The following is a 15,538-nucleotide window of genomic DNA, read 5'->3' on the forward strand; positions in this document are numbered from 1 at the left end:
TAATCTGTCGACTTGTGTCAGAAAACCGCCACGAGCACTCGGCCGGACAGGTCATCGAGCGCCACCGGCACGACGACCACCAGCTGGTGTACGTCATCCGGGGCGTGCTGGCGGTCCGCACCGACCGCGGCGCGTGGGTGGCTTCCGCCGACCGGGCCGTCTGGATGCCCGCGGGCACCTGGCACGAGCACCGCGTCTACGGCGCGACCGAAGTCCTCACCCTCGAGTTCCCGACGCACGACGGGCCGCTGGACGGCACCGCGCCGACGGTCGTCGCGGTCAGCCCGCTGCTGCGCGAACTGCTGATCGCCGCCACCGAACCGGACCTCGGCACGGCCGAAGCGGCCCGGCTCCACGCGGTGCTCCGCGACCGCCTCCGCCGCGCGCACGACGAGCCGCTGACCCTGCCCGAGGCCCGAGACCCCCGCCTGGCGCACGCGTGCCGCCTGGTCACCGACGACCTCAGCCACCCCCGCACGACGGCGTGGCTGGCAAGGCGAACCGGAACCAGCGAGCGAACGTTGTCCCGGCTGTTCCGCCTCGAGTTCGGCACCACGTACCCGCAGTGGCGCACGACGACCCGGGTGTTCCACGCGATGATCCAGCTCGCGGAGGGCGCCACGGTCACCCAGACCGCACACCGCTGCGGGTGGTCGACGCCGAGCGCGTTCGTCGAGACGTTCACCCGGACCATGGGCCGGACGCCGGGCAGTTACCGGGCCGAGCGGCCCCCGCGTCAGCCGTGATCGATGAACGCCGTCACCGCATCGACGACCGCGGCGGGTTGCTCGTCGGGGATGAAGTGCCCGGCACCGGGAATGACGACGCCGCGCGTGTTTTCCGCCCACGGACTCAAGGAAGCGGCCATGTCCGGGATCGAGCCGTGGGAACTCGAAATCCCCAGCACCGGCACGGTCAAGGCGCCTCGGCCGAGCGCGTCGTGGTTCCTGCGCCCCGATTCCGCGGCGTCGCGGTAGTAGGCGAGTAACGCGCGGAGGCCGTCCTCGGCGGCGACGGCGGCGGCGTAGTGGTCGATTTCGGCGCTGTCGAAGGTGTCCTCGGCCAGTGCTTTGGCCTGCAGGAACCAGGCCACGTAGTCTCGCTCGCGGCCCGCGAGCAGCACCTCGGGCAGGTCGGGCACGGTGTGGAACGCGAAGTGCCAGGTCTTCCACGCCCGGCCGGGATCCGTCGGAACCGACTCCGGGAGCGTGATGCCGGGAATTCCGGCGTCCAGCAGCGCGACGCCGTGCAGCCGCTGTTGGTGGTTCAGCGCCAGCGAGAACGCCACCCAGGCCCCGATGTCGTGGGCGACGAGCCAGAATTCCGCCACGCCCAGCCCGGTCACCGCGGCCTCGACGCGCGCGGCGACCGTGTGCGTGTCGTAGTTGCCGCGCGGCCGGTCGGAGTGGCCCTGCCCGGGCAGGTCGAGCGCGATGACCCGGAAGCGCCGGACCAGGTCCGGCAGCACCGCGCGCCACGCCCACCAGGTTTGCGGGAACCCGGCGAGCAGGACGACCACCGGGCCCGCGGCCCGACCGCCTTCCACGGCGTGCAGCCGGACGCCGTCCACCTCGATCCAGCGGTGGGTGAAGCCCGCGAGGTCGGGCAAGGGCAGCGCGCTCAAGGTGTCGGCCATGTCCCGAGGCTAACTCATCTTGAACTGTTCGGTTCAAGATAGGATGAGCGAGATCACCCGCCCTGGCGCGAGAACGAGGGAGAAATGGCCGGTAGGAAACAGTTCGACGGGGAAGTCGTGCTCGACGCCGCGATGGTCCAGTTCTGGCGCGACGGCTACGCCGATACGTCCGTCGACGACTTGTCCCGGGCGACCGGACTGAACCGCAGCTCCCTCTACTCCTCGCTCGGCGACAAGGAATCGCTGTACCTGCGCTGCTTGGACCGCTACGCCACGCGGTACGGCGACCGGTACGACCAAGCCCTCTCCGGCGCGGCCGAAGAGCCGCTGCGGGCGGTCCGTGCCTTCTTCGACGTCACCCTGCGGCGCATCGCCGACCCCGGACTGCCCGACGGATGCCTGATCGCCCAGACCGCGATGGCGATCCCGGCACTGAGCCCCGCCATCGCCGGGCGCGCGGTCCGGGCCCTCGACACCCAGCGAGCGCGGTTGCGGGCCGCGTTGACCGCCGCGAAGCTGCCTACCTGCGAGGCCGACGACTTCGCCGTCCACCTCGCCGCGGTCAACCAGTCCATGGCGGTCATGAGCCGCGCCGGTGCGAGCCGGCGGCAGCTTCGCGCGATCGTCGACGTCAGCCTCGGCGCGCTCGCGCAGGCCCTACACCGAAACCGCGGCCCCCGCCCGTGACCACCGCGCCGCGAGGCGGGCCGCCCGCTCGGCACCTTCGACGTCGACCCCGGCGCGGGCGACCAGCCGCAGCCGGGAAACGCCGTCCGGGACGCTCGGTGGCCGGAAGCAGCCGACGAGGATGCCCTCCTCGTGGAGCCGGTCCGCGGCGGCCACCGCCTGGTCCGCCGAGTCCGCCGGGATCGACTGCACCGCGCCGGGTGCGAGCGGGACGCCCGCGGCCCCCGCGATCACCGACGCGACCTCGTGCAGCGCGGCCACCCGCCCCGGCTCGGCCGCGATGATCCGGCACGCCTCCGCGGCGCCCGCGGCCGCCGCCGGGGCGAGGCCCGTGTCGAAGATGAACGTGCGCGCCGTGTTGACCAAGTGCTCCCGCAGCAACGGTGTCCCCAGCACCGCACCCCCCTGCGTGCCGAGCGCCTTCGACAGCGTCGCCGTCACGATCACGTGCGGGGCGTCGGCCAGGCCCGCGGCGTGGACCAGGCCCCTCCCCTGCCCGGCGACGCCGATGCCATGTGCTTCGTCCACCACCAGGAAAGCGTCGTACTCCGCGCACAACGCCGCGGCGCGCCGCAGATCGGTCGCGTCGCCGAGCACCGAATAGATCGACTCGACCACCACGACGGCCCTCGGCTGCACCCGATCGCGCAGGAGCCTTTCCAGCGCGGCCAGGTCGTTGTGGGGGCAGATCTCGACGGGCGACCGTGACAACCGGGCCCCGTCGATCAGCGAGGCGTGCACGTGCGCGTCGGAGATCAGCAAAGTGTCCGGAGACCCCAACGCGGTGAGGACGCCGATGTTCGCGGCGTACCCAGTGGAGAAGACCAAGCACGCCGGGCGGCCGGTGAGCCGGGCCAGTTCCGCTTCCAGCTCCGCGTGACACCCGGCGGTACCCGTCACGACGCGCGAGGCGCCCGCGCCGGTGCCGTACTCCTCGACGGCCCGGATCGCGGCCGCGCGCAGCCGGGGATCGGCGCTCAGGCCGAGGTAGTCGTTGGACGCCAGGTCCAGCAGCCCGGCCCGGGACTTCGGGTGGCGCCGGACGTCGGTCCGGCGGGTCAACCCGGCGCGAAGCCGGTCGTCGTGCGCGGCGGTGAGCCACGTTTCCACGGCCGTCATGCGTTCGGGGAAACCGCGGTTCCGGCGCCACGCGCGCGGATCGGCACCGGCGTCCGGCTTCCGGTCCGGGCGGCGCCGAGGACCTCGAACCCGGCGTCGGCGATCATCTCCAGATCGGCGCGGGCCGCTTGTCCCTCGCTGGTCAGGTAGTCCCCGAGGAACAGGGAATTCGCCACGTGCAGCGCGAGCGGCTGCAGCGAGCGCAGGTGCATTTCCCGGCCGCCCGCCATCCGGACCTCGGTCGCGGGGCAGGCCAGGCGCACCAGGGCGAGGATCCGCAGCGCCCGCAACGGCGAGAGTTCCCAGGTGCCGGCCAGCGGCGTGCCGTCGAAGGGCATGAGGAAGTTGACCGGGATGGAATCGCTGTCCAGCTCGCGCAGGGCGAAGATCGCGTCGATCAGCTCGTCGTCGGTCTCGCCCATGCCGACGATCACGCCGGAACACGGGGAAAGGCCCGCGGCCTTGGCCTTCTCGACGGTCGCGACGCGGTCGTCGTAGCCGTGGGTCGAGCAGATCTCGGCGTACCGCGATTCGCTCGTGTTGAGGTTGTGGTTGTAGGCGTCGACACCGGCGTCGCGGAGCCGTTCGGCCTGGCCCTCCCGCAGGATTCCCAAGCAGGCGCAGACTTCCACGTCGGCGTGGGCCGACTTGACCGCCTCGACGACGCCGGCGACGCGCTCCACGTCGCGGTCGCTCGGGCCGCGTCCGCTCGCGACCAGGCAGACCCGGGAGGCGCCGCCTTCGATGCCCGCCGCGGCCTGCCGGACCGTTTCCTCGGCCGACAGCCAGGAGTACTTCAGGATCTGCGCCGACGACCCGAGGCGCTGCGAGCAGTAACCGCAGTCCTCCGGGCACAGCCCCGACTTGAGGTTGACCAGGTAGTTGACCTTGACCCGGTTGCCGAAGTGGGCGCGGCGGAGCCGTCCGGCCGCGGCGACCAGCTCGAGCACCTCGCTGTCGGGCGTCTCCAGCACCGCCCGCGCCTCGGCCCGGTCGAGCACGCCACCGGCCAGCTGGCGCGAGGCCAGGTCATCGTAAGTTTTGAACACCTATCAAATCCTAGATGGACGGACCGGGGCAGGCAAGACCCCCGGTCGGGCGGCGGGCACAATGGCGCGGTGAAGGTGACGCGAACCCAGATCGTCGACCGGGCGTACGACCTGCTCCGCGACCACGGCCTGAGCAGCCTGTCCATGCGGCGGGTGGCGCTGGACCTGGGCGTCCAGCCGGGCGCGCTGTACTACCACGTCGCCAACAAGCAGGAGCTGCTCGCCGTGGTGGCGGCCCGCGTCCTCGAGGACTTCCCGGCTTCGGCCACCGACCCCCGCAGTGCCGCCGAAGCCTTCCGGACGGCGCTGTTGCGCGTCCGCGACGGCGCCGAGGTCGTGTCGTTCGTCCAGGCGTACCGGCCGGAGATCGTGACCCCGACAGCCACGTTGCACCGGCTGTTTTCCACCCGGCTCGGCCCGCGCCACGCCGATTGGGCGGCGCGGACCGTCGTGCACTACGTGCTGGGCTTCGTCGCGGAGGAGCAGAACCGGGCCGAGCTGGTCCACGCCGGTGTCGTCGAGGAAGCACCGTCCGACGCCGGGAAGCCTGACGAAGCCTTCCTGTTCGGCGTGGACGCGATCCTCAATGGACTGTCGAGCACCCGGACCTGAGCGCGCGAGTCGTCAGAACCGGAACCGCACGATGCGGGTGGAGCGTTTCATGCCCGGCAGCAGGTTCAGCACGCGATAGGCGCGGCGGATGTTCGCCGGCGCCTTCGCCATCAGCACCGGCGAGTCGTTCATCGGTGCTTCGTCGACGAACTCCAGGCGCGGGTCCCAGCCGGCCAGTGCGGCCGGGTCGTCGAAGCCGCACCGGAAGCGGGTGCCGTACTTGCGCAGCGTCGGATCCCACTTCGAGGTGCGCCAGGCCCAGACGGAGACCGTGTCGAACTGGATCCGGCCGCTCGGGAACGTCTCGACGACCGTGGTCAGCAACCGCCGGAGGTCGGCTTCGGTCAGGTACGGCACCAGTCCTTCGGCGATCACGAGCACCGGACGGTCGTGCGGCACGTCGTCCAGCCAGGCCAGGTCGGTGACGTTCGAGCCGATGAGCGTGCAGTGCTCCCGCGGCGGCAGGAGCCGCCGCCGCAGGGCGATGGTGGCCGGGTAGTCCAGGTCGTACCAGTCGACCGTGCCGGGCGGGTCGAGCCGGAACACCCGCGCGTCGAGACCGCATCCGAGGTGCAGGACCACCGCGTCCGGGTGCTCGGCGAGGAATTCGCGCGCCCAGTCGTCGTGGGCCTTGGCCCGCGCCACCGCCGCCAGCCCCAGCTGGCTGGTGCCGAACGGGCGCTTGTCGTAGTCCGGGTCGAGCCCGCGCATCGCCCGCTCGGCCCAGACGTCACCGAGGATCGGGTCCGGCAGCCGGTTGTCCAGCGCCTTGGCCCGCAGCACCGGGCTGAGCGTCTTCTGCACACCGGCGAGTTCGGCGTCTTCCACCCCGGCCACGCTACTCGGGCTCGCTATTTCGTCCCGCCTAACGGGCCATCCCCAGACTGGGGACCGCAGCCGACGCCGGAGCGGAAGGGGGACGATCCCGTGGAGCCGTCCGAACGATCCACCACGACGATGCCGGGCCACGCCTGCACGGTCTCGAGCATCGACGACGTCGACCGTCGCGCGCGGTCCGTCGCGATCGGCTGCTTCGACGGCGTGCACCTGGGGCACCGGGACGTCATCAGCGGGTGCGACACCGTCCTCACCTTCGCGCCGCACCCGCTCCAGGTGCTCCGGCCGAGCCAGGCGCCGCCGCTGCTGACCGGCCACGCGCGGAAGCTGGCCAAGCTCTCCGCACTGGGCGTCCGCGAGGTCGTCGTCATCCCGTTCGACTCGTCCTGGGCGAGCCGGACGGCCGAAGACTTCGTCGACGACGTCCTGGTCGGGGCCTTGACCGCGAGCCACGTCTCGGTCGGGTTCAACTTCCGGTTCGGCGCGCGCGGGGCGGGCACGGCGGCGCGGCTGCGAGAGGACCGGCGGTTCGGGACCCGGGTCGTCCCCGCCGTCACCGCCGGGCCGGTGGTCGTGTCGTCGACCGTCATCCGCTCGCTCGTCGCACGCGGCGAACTGGCGCGGGCGGCGGCGCTCTTGGGCGCTCCGCTCGCGCACCCGGCGGCGCTCCGGCCGGATCGCATCCTCCACTTCGGACCGGAGCTCGCCGTTCCGGCCGACGGCGTGCACGTCTGCGACGTCGACGGGGTCCGCACCCGGGTGTCGTTCGCCGGGCCGCCACGCGTCCTCGACGCCACCGAAGGGAAGACGGGCGAGGTGGTCGTCACCTTTCCCGGGTGACGACCACCGCCCGGCTCACCGCGCCAGCCACTCCCGGTAGGTGGTCTTCGCGATGACGGCCCCGTCCCCGGCGATGAGGGCGTCCCCGGACGCGGCCGCGAACAGGCCCGCCTGGTCGTCGGTCACGACCGGACGCGGGTCGCCCTGGGCGGCGAGGGTGATGCGGCCCAGCTCGTCGAGGGTGAACACCTCCGGTCCGGCGATGTTCCGGGTCCCCCGCAGCGGGGTGCCCGCGCTGACGTCGGCGACGGCCTGGGCGACGTCGTCCGCGGCGATGGGCTGGATGCGCGTCGCGGGCAGGCGGACGGCGTTCTCGTCGGAGGTCCAGGACATCGTCGCGGCCATGAACTCGAAGAACTGCGTGGCCCGCACGATCGAGTACGGCACGGGCCCGGCCTTGAGGATGTCCTCCTGCAGCACCTTGGCGCGGTAGTAGACCAGGTCGGGCACCAGGTCGGCGCCCACGATCGAGAGGATGACCGCGTGGCCGACCCCGGCCGTGGCCGCGGCCGCCAGCAGGTTGTCCATGGTCGTCCGGAAGAACGCGGGTGAGGCCTCGTCGAAGGTCGGCGAGTTCGTCAGGTTGACGACGACGTCGGCCCCGGCCAGCGCTTCGGCCAAGCCCTGCCCGCTGAGCAGGTCCAGGCCGGTCGACGGCGAGTGCGGGACCGCCTCGTGCCCGCTCTGGTTCAGGATCTTGACCACGCGGGAGCCGATGAGGCCGGTCCCGCCGATGACGGCGATCTTCATTTCCGCGACCAGCCCTTCGGTAGCACGGTCGATGACATGGGGAGTCCTCCTTGGCGAACGGGTACGCCCACTAAGACAGGACAGCCGCGCGATGTGTGACAGTGCTGCCCGGGCGACGAGCCTGCGAACTCGATCCTCGAGGAGAAGGTCAGGGTGCGCAGCGCGGCCGCGGACCCTGATAACCCTCCCGGGACGATTTGTCGATACCGACCTCGCACTTGATCGACGGGTCGAGCCGGTTGTCCTTCACCGTCGCGTACGTCGAGTGGTTCTGCAGGCCGATCGCGTGGTCCGGTCCGGCCGCCCACGTGTTGCCCGCCAGCGTCAGGTGCTGGACGTCGTCGATCATCACCGCCTGCGAGGCTTCGGTGGTCTGGCAGTAGTTGCCGGTGAACGTCCAGTTCTTCGACTCGCCCTCGCCGCTGCCGTCCCCGGCTTCGGAGTTGGGGCCTTCGGCCATCAGGCACATGTTGTCGATGTCCTCGCAGCGGTTGCCGTCGATGACGACGTCCTGGCTGGCGACGTCCTCGTCGTCGGTGGCGAAGGTCTGCATGCAGTCGGCGTGCGCGCCGGTGCTGTTGTCGGTCTTGCTGATCGTGTTGTGCGACAACGTGATCCCGGTGCCGAAGAACCGGATGCCGTCGCCGTCGCCGCCCTTCGGCGCGGTGACGGTCGTGTTCTTGACCGTGACGCCGTCGCCGTGGATTTCGATGCCGGGCGCCTTCGGGTTCGTCATCGTGTAGCCGTCGACGACCACGTAGTCGGCGTCGACGTCGATGCCGCCGACCCGCTGGCCGTTCCCGGCGTAGACGAGCGGGGCGTCCTTCGTGCCGCCCTTGGTGATGTGCAACCGGCCCGGCGCCGCGGCGGCGGGGACGGCCGATCCGGCCATGGCGAGCAGAAGCGTGGCCGTGCCGATGATTTCGCGTGCTGTCATGTCAGCTCCCCAGGTCGACGAAACACCCTGGACGCTAACGCCGGGCTCCGGGACCGGTCCCGGCCTCGCGCACCGGTCCGACGAGCTGGAAAGACCCCGTGCACAGCACCATGCCACCCGGGCCGGTCTCACGCTCCGCCAGGGCGAGTGCGTCGAGCGGCGGGCCGCCGAAGAGCGCGCGGGCACCGAGTTCGCGCGCGGCGTCCGCCACGGCCTCGGGCGGCAGCGCGCGGGTGCCGAACAGGGTCGCGGCCACCACGGTGTCGCCCTCCCCCACTCCCAGCGCGGCGAGGAAGTCCGCCGGGGAACGCTCGCCGAGCAGCGCGCACACCACGGTCCGCGGGCCCGGCGGTCCGTGCTCGGCCAGGGCGACGCGCAGGGCGGCGGCGCCCGCCGGGTTGTGGGCCACGTCCAGCACCAGCACCGGGTCGCCGCCCAGGAACTCGGCCCGGCCGGGCGGTCCGGGCTCGGCGAGCGCCGACCGCACCACCGCACGCGGCAGTGGGGCGGCGAGCAGGGCCTCCGTCGCACCCAAAGCGAGCAGGGCGTTCTCGCAGCCGTGCCGCCCGGCCGCGGCGATTTCCAGCCCGGTGTGGTGGGACCGGGGCGTGCACAAGTCCACTGTGGAGTCTGTCGTGGTGCGGTGCCGCACCACCAGGTCCTGCCCGGCCACCAGGGTTGTGCCGGGCCTGCGAGCCTCGAAGATCGCGCGCAGCGCGGGATCGCGCTCGCCCAGCACCAGCCTGGCGCCGGGCCGGACAATCCCGGCCTTCTCGGCGGCGATGTGCGCCCGGGTCGGCCCGGCCACGTCGGTGTGGTCGAGGTCCACATTGGTCACCACGGCCACCGCGCCGTCGACCACGTTGGTGGCGTCCCACCGGCCCAGCATGCCGACCTCGACCACGGCCACCTCGACCCGCTCGGCGGCGAAGCACCACAGGGCGGCCGCGGTGAGCGCCTCGAACCAGCTGGGGCGAACCCCACAGCGGCGTGCCGCCACTGCGACGTGCCGCAGGGCCTCGTCGAGACGGTCCGACGGCCGCCCGTCGACCAGCACCCGCTCGCCGACGCTGACCAGGTGCGGGCTGGAGTACGTGCCCACCCGCAGGCCCGCGTGGCGGAGCAGGGCCGAGGCCGCGAAGGCGGTGCTGCCCTTGCCGTTGGTCCCGGTGACGTGCAGGACGCGGTAATTTCGCTGCGGGTCGCCGAGCTCACGCACCAGCGCCCTGGTGGCGGCCGTGGACGGACGGGTCAACCGGCCGGTGCGCTCGTACCCGGTGAGACCGTCGAGCCAGGCCAGGCCCGAGCCGCGGTCCGCCAGGGCGGTCATGCGCGAGTCGAGTTGGCGGGTCCGGACACGCGGGCGGCGGCAGCGCCCGCGGCAGCGGCCAGTTCGGCGGCCCGCGCCGGACGCGGGTCGTCGGGCCGGGCGCGGAGGTTCGCACCGACCAGCGCGGCCGCGGAAGCCGCGACAGCGCTGCCGAGCTGCACCGCGGTGAGAGCATCCGGGCGAAGCCGGGGGTTCCCGCACTCGACGAGCAGCTCGCCCAGCTCGGCCACCTCGACGGCGACCTCGGCGAGGGCCAGCGGGATGTCCGCCGCGGCGTCCAGCGCCGCCTTGCGAGCCGCCGGATCGGGCGCTTTCACGAGGTCGAGGTACGCCCGGTACGCCGCGACGTCGTCGTCCGCGAGCCGCTGCGCGGTGCGGCGCAGCTCGTCCGCGCGGGTCGCCGCCGCGGCCGGGTCGAGGTCGCCTGCCGCGCTCGAGTAGCGGGCGACCATCGCCGCGAGACCGGCCGCCAACGCGGCCGTCAGCCCCGCGACGGCGCCGCCGCCGGGGGTCGGGGCGGCCGCGGCCACCGCGTCGGTGATCTCGCCGAACGCCGTGCCCGCGAGGGGCGTTCCGGTCATGGCTGGTCCTCCGTCGGTCCGCGAGCGCGTCCGGACGACGATGACGCCCGATGCCGGCGGCGGCAACCGCGGTTAACAGGCGGGGTCACGGCGTTCGCTCCCCCGCTTCACACCGCATTTCCCCCCGGCTAACGGCCCGCCGCTAGCGTCCCCCGGACCGGACGTCACAAGCGTTCTCGGCTGTCTGTCAGGCACTCGGTCCCTGCTGAAACTCATGCCTACACCCACTCGGGAGAACGATATGTCCGCGCCCACGAACTTCGTCAGCCTGGCCGACGCCATCCGGCAGGCAGGCGACCCGCTGACGATGCTGCGCACCTCCGCGACCGGCCCGTTCGCCTTCCCGCGGGTTCCGCGGGAGGTCAGGAACTGGCGGGACGAGCAGGAGGCGTGGCACTCGAGCTGCGCGCTGATCGACATGTCCTACCACCAGACCGACCTCTTCCTCCGCGGCAGCGGAGTGCTCGACCTGCTGCGGCAGGTCGGGGTCAACCGGTTCGCCGACTTCCCGGTCGGCTCGGCGAAGCAGCTCGTCTGCGCCGCACCCAGCGGACTGCACGTCACCGACGGCATCGTCATGCGGCTCGAGGAGGACCTCTACCGGCTCGTCGGGGCCCAGCCGGTCTCCAACTGGGTGCAGTACCACGCGGAGTCGGGCGGCTGGGACGTCGAGGTGCAGCGCGACGAGAACTCGATGTTCCGCCTCGACGACCGGCGGTTCTACGCCCTGCAGGTCCAGGGGCCGACCGCGCCGGCGCTGATGGCGGAGGTCGTCGACGGGGACATGCCGGAGATCGGGTTCTTCCGGATCGGCGAGGTGACCATCGGCGGTGCCGCCGTCCGCGCCCTGCGGCACGGCATGGCCGGCCAGGCGGGCTTCGAGCTTTCCGGGCCGTGGGCGGACTTCGAGCGGGTGCGGGACGCGCTCGTCGAGGCCGGCCCGAACCACGGGCTGGTCCAGGTCGGCGGCGTCGTGATGTACAACCTGCCCATCGAGTCCGGCTGGTACCCGTTCCCGCTGCCCGCGATCTACACCGGTGACGGCACCAAGGGCTACCGCGAGTGGCTGCCCGTCATGACGATGGAGGGAATGGGCTCGCTCGGCGGCAGCTACGAGGTCGAGAACATCGAGGACTACTACGTCGACGCCGTCGAGATCGGGTACGGCAAGCTGATCGACCCGCATCGCTCGTTCAACGGCAGCGAGTACCTGCACGAGGCGCTGAAGTCCCCGCGCCGCAAGAAGGTCACGCTCGAGTTCGACGTCGACGACGTCATGGCGGTCCACCGGGCGAGCCTGTTCGAGGAACCACCCGCGAAGTACCTGGACTACCCGTACGCGGGCTACTCGACCTTCCCGGCGGACAGCGTCCGGCGCGACGGGCGGCAGATCGGGCTGTCCCACTGGACCGGGTTCTCCGTGCACACCAGGAAAGTCCTGTCGCTGGCGCTGGTGGAGATCGAGCACAGCGCTCCGGGCACCGAGGTGACCGTGCTCTGGGGCGAGCCCGGCTCGCGGCGCCCGACGGTCGAGAACCACGTGGTGCGGGAGATCCGCGCCACCGTGGCACCCGCCCCGTACTACTCCAAGATCATCGCCAAGGGCTGACGGCTCATGGACTCCTTCCCGTACCCGGGGCAGACCTCCGTCGCCCTGCGGATCGGCGAACTGGTCGCGGCCGCGGCCTGCGAGGTCATCCCGCTCAAGGGTGCCGATCAGAAGGTCTCGGGCGTGCCGCGGGCGACGCCCTTGACCATCACCTGTTCGCCCAAGTTCGGCCTGGACCGGACCCTCGAGCACGTCGCTTCGGCGGTGGCGCAAGGGTTTCGCGTGGTCCCGCACCTGGCGGCCCGGATGGTCGACGACGAACAGGCGTTGCGCCGCTTCGTCACCAGGGTCACCGACCTCGGCGTGGACGAGCTGTTCGTGGTCGGCGGCGACGGCGAGGCCCCGGTCGGCAAGTTCACCTCCGCGGGCGAAGTGCTGGAATCGCTGACCCACTTCGAGCACGGGCTGCGGCGGATCGGCGTCGGCTGCTACCCCGAGGGCCATCCGAAGATCGACGACGCCGACCTGATCGAGACGTTGCTGCGCAAGCAGGAATCGGCCGACTACATGGTCAGCCAGCTGTGCTTCGACGCGGCGGCCTTGACGCGCTGGATCGACGACGTCCGCGCGGCCGGGGTGCGGCTGCCCCTGCGGATCGGGCTCGCCGCCCCCATCAAGACCGCCCGGCTGCTCGAGCTGTCGATGAAGATCGGCGTCGGGCAGTCGGTCCGCTACCTGCGGAAGCAGCACGGGATGCTGCGGGGCCTGGTGCTCGGGCGGTCGTACGCGCCCGAGCGCCTGCTGACCGCGCTGGGCAAGTACCTCACCGACGCCGTGGCCGGCATCGAGGGTCTGCACGTCTTCACGTTCAACCAGCTCGACGTGACCGTGGACTGGCTGACCGCCGGAGGTGCCCGATGACGGCGCACGTCATCGACGGCCGCAAGATCGCCGCGGCGCTGAGCGAGGAGGTGGCCGCCGAACGGGACGCGGCGGCGGCCCGCGGCGAGCGGCTCGGGCTGGCGACGCTGTCGGTCGGCGACGACCCGGCGGCCGCGGCCTACCTGCGGCGCATCGACCGCACCGCGGCCCGGCTGCGCGTCCCGCACCGCTCGGTGACACTGGCCGGATCGGCCCGGATCGAGGAGGTCCTCGCCGCGGTCCACGAGCTGAACGGCGATCCGTCCGTCTCGGGGATCCTGGTCCTGCGGCCGCTGCCGGAGCACCTGGACGAGGCGGAGGTGTTCGCGGCCCTCGACCCGGTCAAGGACGTCGAGGCGGTGCACCCGGAGAACGCGGGCCTGCTCGCGCTGGGCACGCCGCGGTACGTCCCGTCGACGGCCGCGGCCGTGTACCACCTCGTGGACACCTGGCTCGCGGAGATCGGCGAAGAGCCGTCGGCGTTCTACCGCCGCTCGCGGATCGTGGTGGTGGGCCGGTCGAACAACGTCGGGAAACCCGCGGTGTCCCTCGCCTACGCCAAGCAGGCGGCGGTGACGTCGGTGGACGAATGGGCGAGCGTCGGCGGCCGGCTGGGCACCCACACGCGGCGGGGCGACGTGCTGATCGTCGCGGCCGGGGTACCCGGCCTGATCCGGGCCGAGCACGTGCGCGCCGGTGCCGTGGTCGTCGACGTCGGGATCAACGTCGTCGACGACGGCGGCGGATCGCGCATCGTCGGCGACGTGGCCTGGGACGAGGTCGTCGGGCGCGCCCGGGCGATCACCCCGGTCCCGGGCGGCGTCGGACCGGTGACCGACGTCTGGCTCATCCGCACCACCATCCTGGCCGCCCGGCACCGGACGGAGACGACGTGACGAGGGAGAGAAAAACGATGACGGGTGCCGAGGACCCCAGCCTGGTCCTGACGCTCGCTTGCCCGGACCGGCCGGGGATCGTGCTGGAAGTGGCGCGGTTCCTGGCGGATCAGGGGTGCAGCATCCTGGAGAGCCAGCAGTTCCGGGACGCGCGGACCGCACGGTTCTTCATGCGCGTCCACTTCGCCCCGGTGGACGACGCGGCGCCCGACGTGACGGCGTTGCGGCAGGCGTTCTCGGCCGTGGGCACCCGGCTGCTGATGACCTGGCAGCTGACCCGCGCGGCACGCCGGGCCCGCGTCCTGATCATGGTGAGCCGCTACGGGCACTGCCTCAACGACCTGCTCTACCGGTCGTCGGTCCGGGACCTGCACATCGAAGTCGCGGCGGTGGTCTCCAACCACCCGGACCTCGCCGTGCTCGCCGACCACCACGACGTTCCGTTCCACCACGTCCCCGTGACGCCCGAGACCCGCGCGGCGGCGGAGGCGCGGGTACTGGGACTGGTCGACGAGCTGGACGTCGACCTGGTGGTGCTGGCCCGGTACATGCAGATCCTCTCCGACGAGATGTGCCGCAAGCTCGACGGCCGGGCGATCAACATCCACCACTCGATGCTGCCGAGCTTCAAGGGCGCCCGGCCCTACCACCAGGCGGCCGAGCGCGGCGTCAAGCTGGTCGGCGCGACGGCGCACTACGTCACCGCCGACCTCGACGAGGGCCCGATCATCGAGCAGGAGGTGGCCCGGATCGACCACACGATGTCGGCCGCGCAGGTGACGGCGCTGGGGCGGGACAACGAATGTCTCGCGCTCGCCCGCGCGGTCGGGTGGCACGCCGAGAACCGGGTGCTGCTCGACGGCGCGCGGACGATCGTGTTCCGGTGACGGCGCGGCCCGCCGCTGCCCGGGTGCTCGAGCGGGCCGTCGCCGCCGCGCCCGGGGCGCACCGCTGCCTGGTGATGGGGGTGCTGAACGTGACCCCGGACTCGTTCTCCGACGGCGGCCGGTACCTCACCGTCGACGCGGCGGTCGAGCACGGGCTGCGCCTGGTGCGCGAGGGCGCCGACCTGGTGGACGTCGGCGGCGAGTCGACCCGGCCGGGAGCCGATCGGACGCCGGCCGCCGAGGAACGGGCGCGGGTGCTGCCCGTCGTCCGGGAACTGGCGGCGGCCGGTGTCGCGGTCAGCATCGACACGATGCGGGCCACGGTCGCCGAGGCCGCGGTGGACGCTGGCGCAGTGCTGGTCAACGACGTCAGCGGCGGGCTCGCCGACCCGGACATGGCCCGCTGCGTCGCGGACCTGGGCACGCCGTACATCGCGATGCACTGGCGCGCGCACAGCGCCCGGATGCGGGAGCACAGCCGTTACCGCGATGTCGTCGCCGACGTGGTGGCGGAGCTGCGGTGCCGGGTGCACGCCCTCGTCGCCGAGGGGCTCCGCCCGGATCGGCTGATCGTCGATCCCGGGCTGGGGTTCGCGAAGACCGCGGCGCAGAGCTGGCAGCTGGTGCGGCGGCTCGACGAGGTGTTCGCGCTGGAGCGGCACGTCCTGGTCGGCGCGTCCCGGAAGTCGTTCCTGACGACGGTCGCGCCGGGGTCCACCGCCGACGCCGCCGCGCGCGAGGCGGCCACGACGGCGGTGACCGCGGCGGTGGCGGCCCGCGGCGCGTTCGCCGTCCGGGTGCACGACGTACCGGCGTCGGTGGTGGCGGCACGGGTCGGCGACCTGCTCCGCCCGGTGCCGGTGGGGTTAGCCCACCAGGTCCACTAGGCAGTCGAAGAGCGCCTCCG

17 protein-coding genes are annotated in these 15,538 nt (G+C 72.5%); 9 read left to right on the top strand and 8 right to left on the bottom strand.

Annotated features, from left to right (window positions below):
• The first annotated feature begins 14 nt into the window (after positions 1–14).
• Positions 15–746: an AraC family transcriptional regulator gene (locus tag QP939_RS46800; protein ID WP_285453325.1), complete on the top strand. Its 732-nt coding sequence runs from the start codon at positions 15–17 to the stop codon at positions 744–746.
• On the opposite strand, the gene QP939_RS46805 is transcribed toward QP939_RS46800, so the two are convergent.
• The gene (locus QP939_RS46805; protein WP_285453326.1) at positions 737–1,636 is read right to left on the bottom strand and encodes an alpha/beta fold hydrolase; all 900 of its coding nucleotides are present in this window, start codon (positions 1,634–1,636) and stop codon (positions 737–739) included. The two genes, QP939_RS46800 and QP939_RS46805, sit on opposite strands and share 10 nt — an antisense overlap.
• An 84-nt stretch (positions 1,637–1,720) precedes the next feature.
• Between QP939_RS46805 and QP939_RS46810 the strand changes: the two genes are divergently transcribed.
• Complete coding sequence (locus QP939_RS46810; protein ID WP_285453327.1) at positions 1,721–2,323, top strand: TetR/AcrR family transcriptional regulator; 603 nt, start codon at positions 1,721–1,723, stop codon at positions 2,321–2,323.
• On the opposite strand, the gene QP939_RS46815 is transcribed toward QP939_RS46810, so the two are convergent.
• Together QP939_RS46815 and bioB are read right to left on the bottom strand one after the other, a co-directional pair.
• A complete protein-coding gene (locus QP939_RS46815) occupies positions 2,294–3,442 on the bottom strand; it encodes an 8-amino-7-oxononanoate synthase (RefSeq protein WP_285453328.1) in 1,149 nt (382 codons plus the stop codon). The two genes, QP939_RS46810 and QP939_RS46815, sit on opposite strands and share 30 nt — an antisense overlap.
• Entirely contained in the window at positions 3,439–4,491 is a 1,053-nt protein-coding gene (gene bioB, locus QP939_RS46820; protein ID WP_414641881.1) for a biotin synthase BioB, read from the bottom strand. Before bioB ends, QP939_RS46815 begins: the two co-directional genes overlap by 4 nt.
• Positions 4,492–4,560: 69 nt before the next feature.
• On the opposite strand from bioB, the gene QP939_RS46825 reads away from it, so the two are divergent.
• On the top strand, positions 4,561–5,103 hold the full coding sequence (locus QP939_RS46825) for a TetR family transcriptional regulator (RefSeq protein WP_285453329.1): 543 nt from the start codon (positions 4,561–4,563) through the stop codon (positions 5,101–5,103).
• Between the two features lie 12 nt (positions 5,104–5,115).
• Here QP939_RS46825 and QP939_RS46830 read toward each other — a convergent pair whose 3' ends face one another.
• Positions 5,116–5,931: a class I SAM-dependent methyltransferase gene (locus QP939_RS46830; RefSeq protein WP_285453330.1), complete on the bottom strand. Its 816-nt coding sequence runs from the start codon at positions 5,929–5,931 to the stop codon at positions 5,116–5,118.
• Between the two features lie 99 nt (positions 5,932–6,030).
• Here QP939_RS46830 and QP939_RS46835 point away from each other — a divergent pair, with 99 nt between their 5' ends.
• Positions 6,031–6,780: an FAD synthetase family protein gene (locus tag QP939_RS46835; RefSeq protein WP_285453331.1), complete on the top strand. Its 750-nt coding sequence runs from the start codon at positions 6,031–6,033 to the stop codon at positions 6,778–6,780.
• Positions 6,781–6,795: 15 nt separating this feature from the next.
• On the opposite strand, the gene QP939_RS46840 is transcribed toward QP939_RS46835, so the two are convergent.
• The 4 genes from QP939_RS46840 to QP939_RS46855 all read right to left on the bottom strand — a co-directional run bounded on the left by QP939_RS46840 (position 6,796) and on the right by QP939_RS46855 (position 10,378).
• The gene (locus tag QP939_RS46840) at positions 6,796–7,530 is read right to left on the bottom strand and encodes an SDR family oxidoreductase (protein ID WP_285453332.1); all 735 of its coding nucleotides are present in this window, start codon (positions 7,528–7,530) and stop codon (positions 6,796–6,798) included.
• 148 nt (positions 7,531–7,678) lie between these two features.
• The gene (locus QP939_RS46845; RefSeq protein ID WP_285453333.1) at positions 7,679–8,467 is read right to left on the bottom strand and encodes a right-handed parallel beta-helix repeat-containing protein; all 789 of its coding nucleotides are present in this window, start codon (positions 8,465–8,467) and stop codon (positions 7,679–7,681) included.
• Positions 8,468–8,501: 34 nt separating this feature from the next.
• Positions 8,502–9,797 (bottom strand): bifunctional folylpolyglutamate synthase/dihydrofolate synthase, encoded by a 1,296-nt coding sequence (locus QP939_RS46850; protein ID WP_285453334.1) that lies wholly within the window; start codon positions 9,795–9,797, stop codon positions 8,502–8,504.
• Positions 9,794–10,378, bottom strand: coding sequence for a cyclodeaminase/cyclohydrolase family protein (locus QP939_RS46855; RefSeq protein ID WP_285453335.1), 585 nt, complete (start codon positions 10,376–10,378; stop codon positions 9,794–9,796). The genes QP939_RS46850 and QP939_RS46855 overlap by 4 nt, the downstream gene beginning before the upstream one ends.
• 241 nt (positions 10,379–10,619) lie before the next feature.
• Here QP939_RS46855 and QP939_RS46860 point away from each other — a divergent pair, with 241 nt between their 5' ends.
• Genes QP939_RS46860 through folP form a run of 5 tightly spaced genes read left to right on the top strand, consistent with a single transcriptional unit; the run spans position 10,620 to position 15,518 of the window.
• Positions 10,620–11,987, top strand: coding sequence for an aminomethyl transferase family protein (locus tag QP939_RS46860; protein WP_285453337.1), 1,368 nt, complete (start codon positions 10,620–10,622; stop codon positions 11,985–11,987).
• A gap of 6 nt (positions 11,988–11,993) precedes the next feature.
• Complete coding sequence (locus tag QP939_RS46865; protein WP_285453339.1) at positions 11,994–12,848, top strand: methylenetetrahydrofolate reductase; 855 nt, start codon at positions 11,994–11,996, stop codon at positions 12,846–12,848.
• Positions 12,845–13,744: a tetrahydrofolate dehydrogenase/cyclohydrolase catalytic domain-containing protein gene (locus tag QP939_RS46870; protein WP_285453340.1), complete on the top strand. Its 900-nt coding sequence runs from the start codon at positions 12,845–12,847 to the stop codon at positions 13,742–13,744. Before QP939_RS46865 ends, QP939_RS46870 begins: the two co-directional genes overlap by 4 nt.
• Positions 13,745–13,761: 17 nt before the next feature.
• On the top strand, positions 13,762–14,631 hold the full coding sequence (gene purU, locus QP939_RS46875; protein WP_285453341.1) for a formyltetrahydrofolate deformylase: 870 nt from the start codon (positions 13,762–13,764) through the stop codon (positions 14,629–14,631).
• A complete protein-coding gene (gene folP / locus QP939_RS46880) occupies positions 14,628–15,518 on the top strand; it encodes a dihydropteroate synthase (protein ID WP_352249350.1) in 891 nt (296 codons plus the stop codon). The genes purU and folP overlap by 4 nt, the downstream gene beginning before the upstream one ends.
• Positions 15,519–15,538: the final 20 nt, after the last annotated feature.

Source organism: Amycolatopsis nalaikhensis, from assembly GCF_030264295.1.
Classification (GTDB): Bacteria; Actinomycetota; Actinomycetes; order Mycobacteriales; family Pseudonocardiaceae; genus Amycolatopsis; species Amycolatopsis nalaikhensis.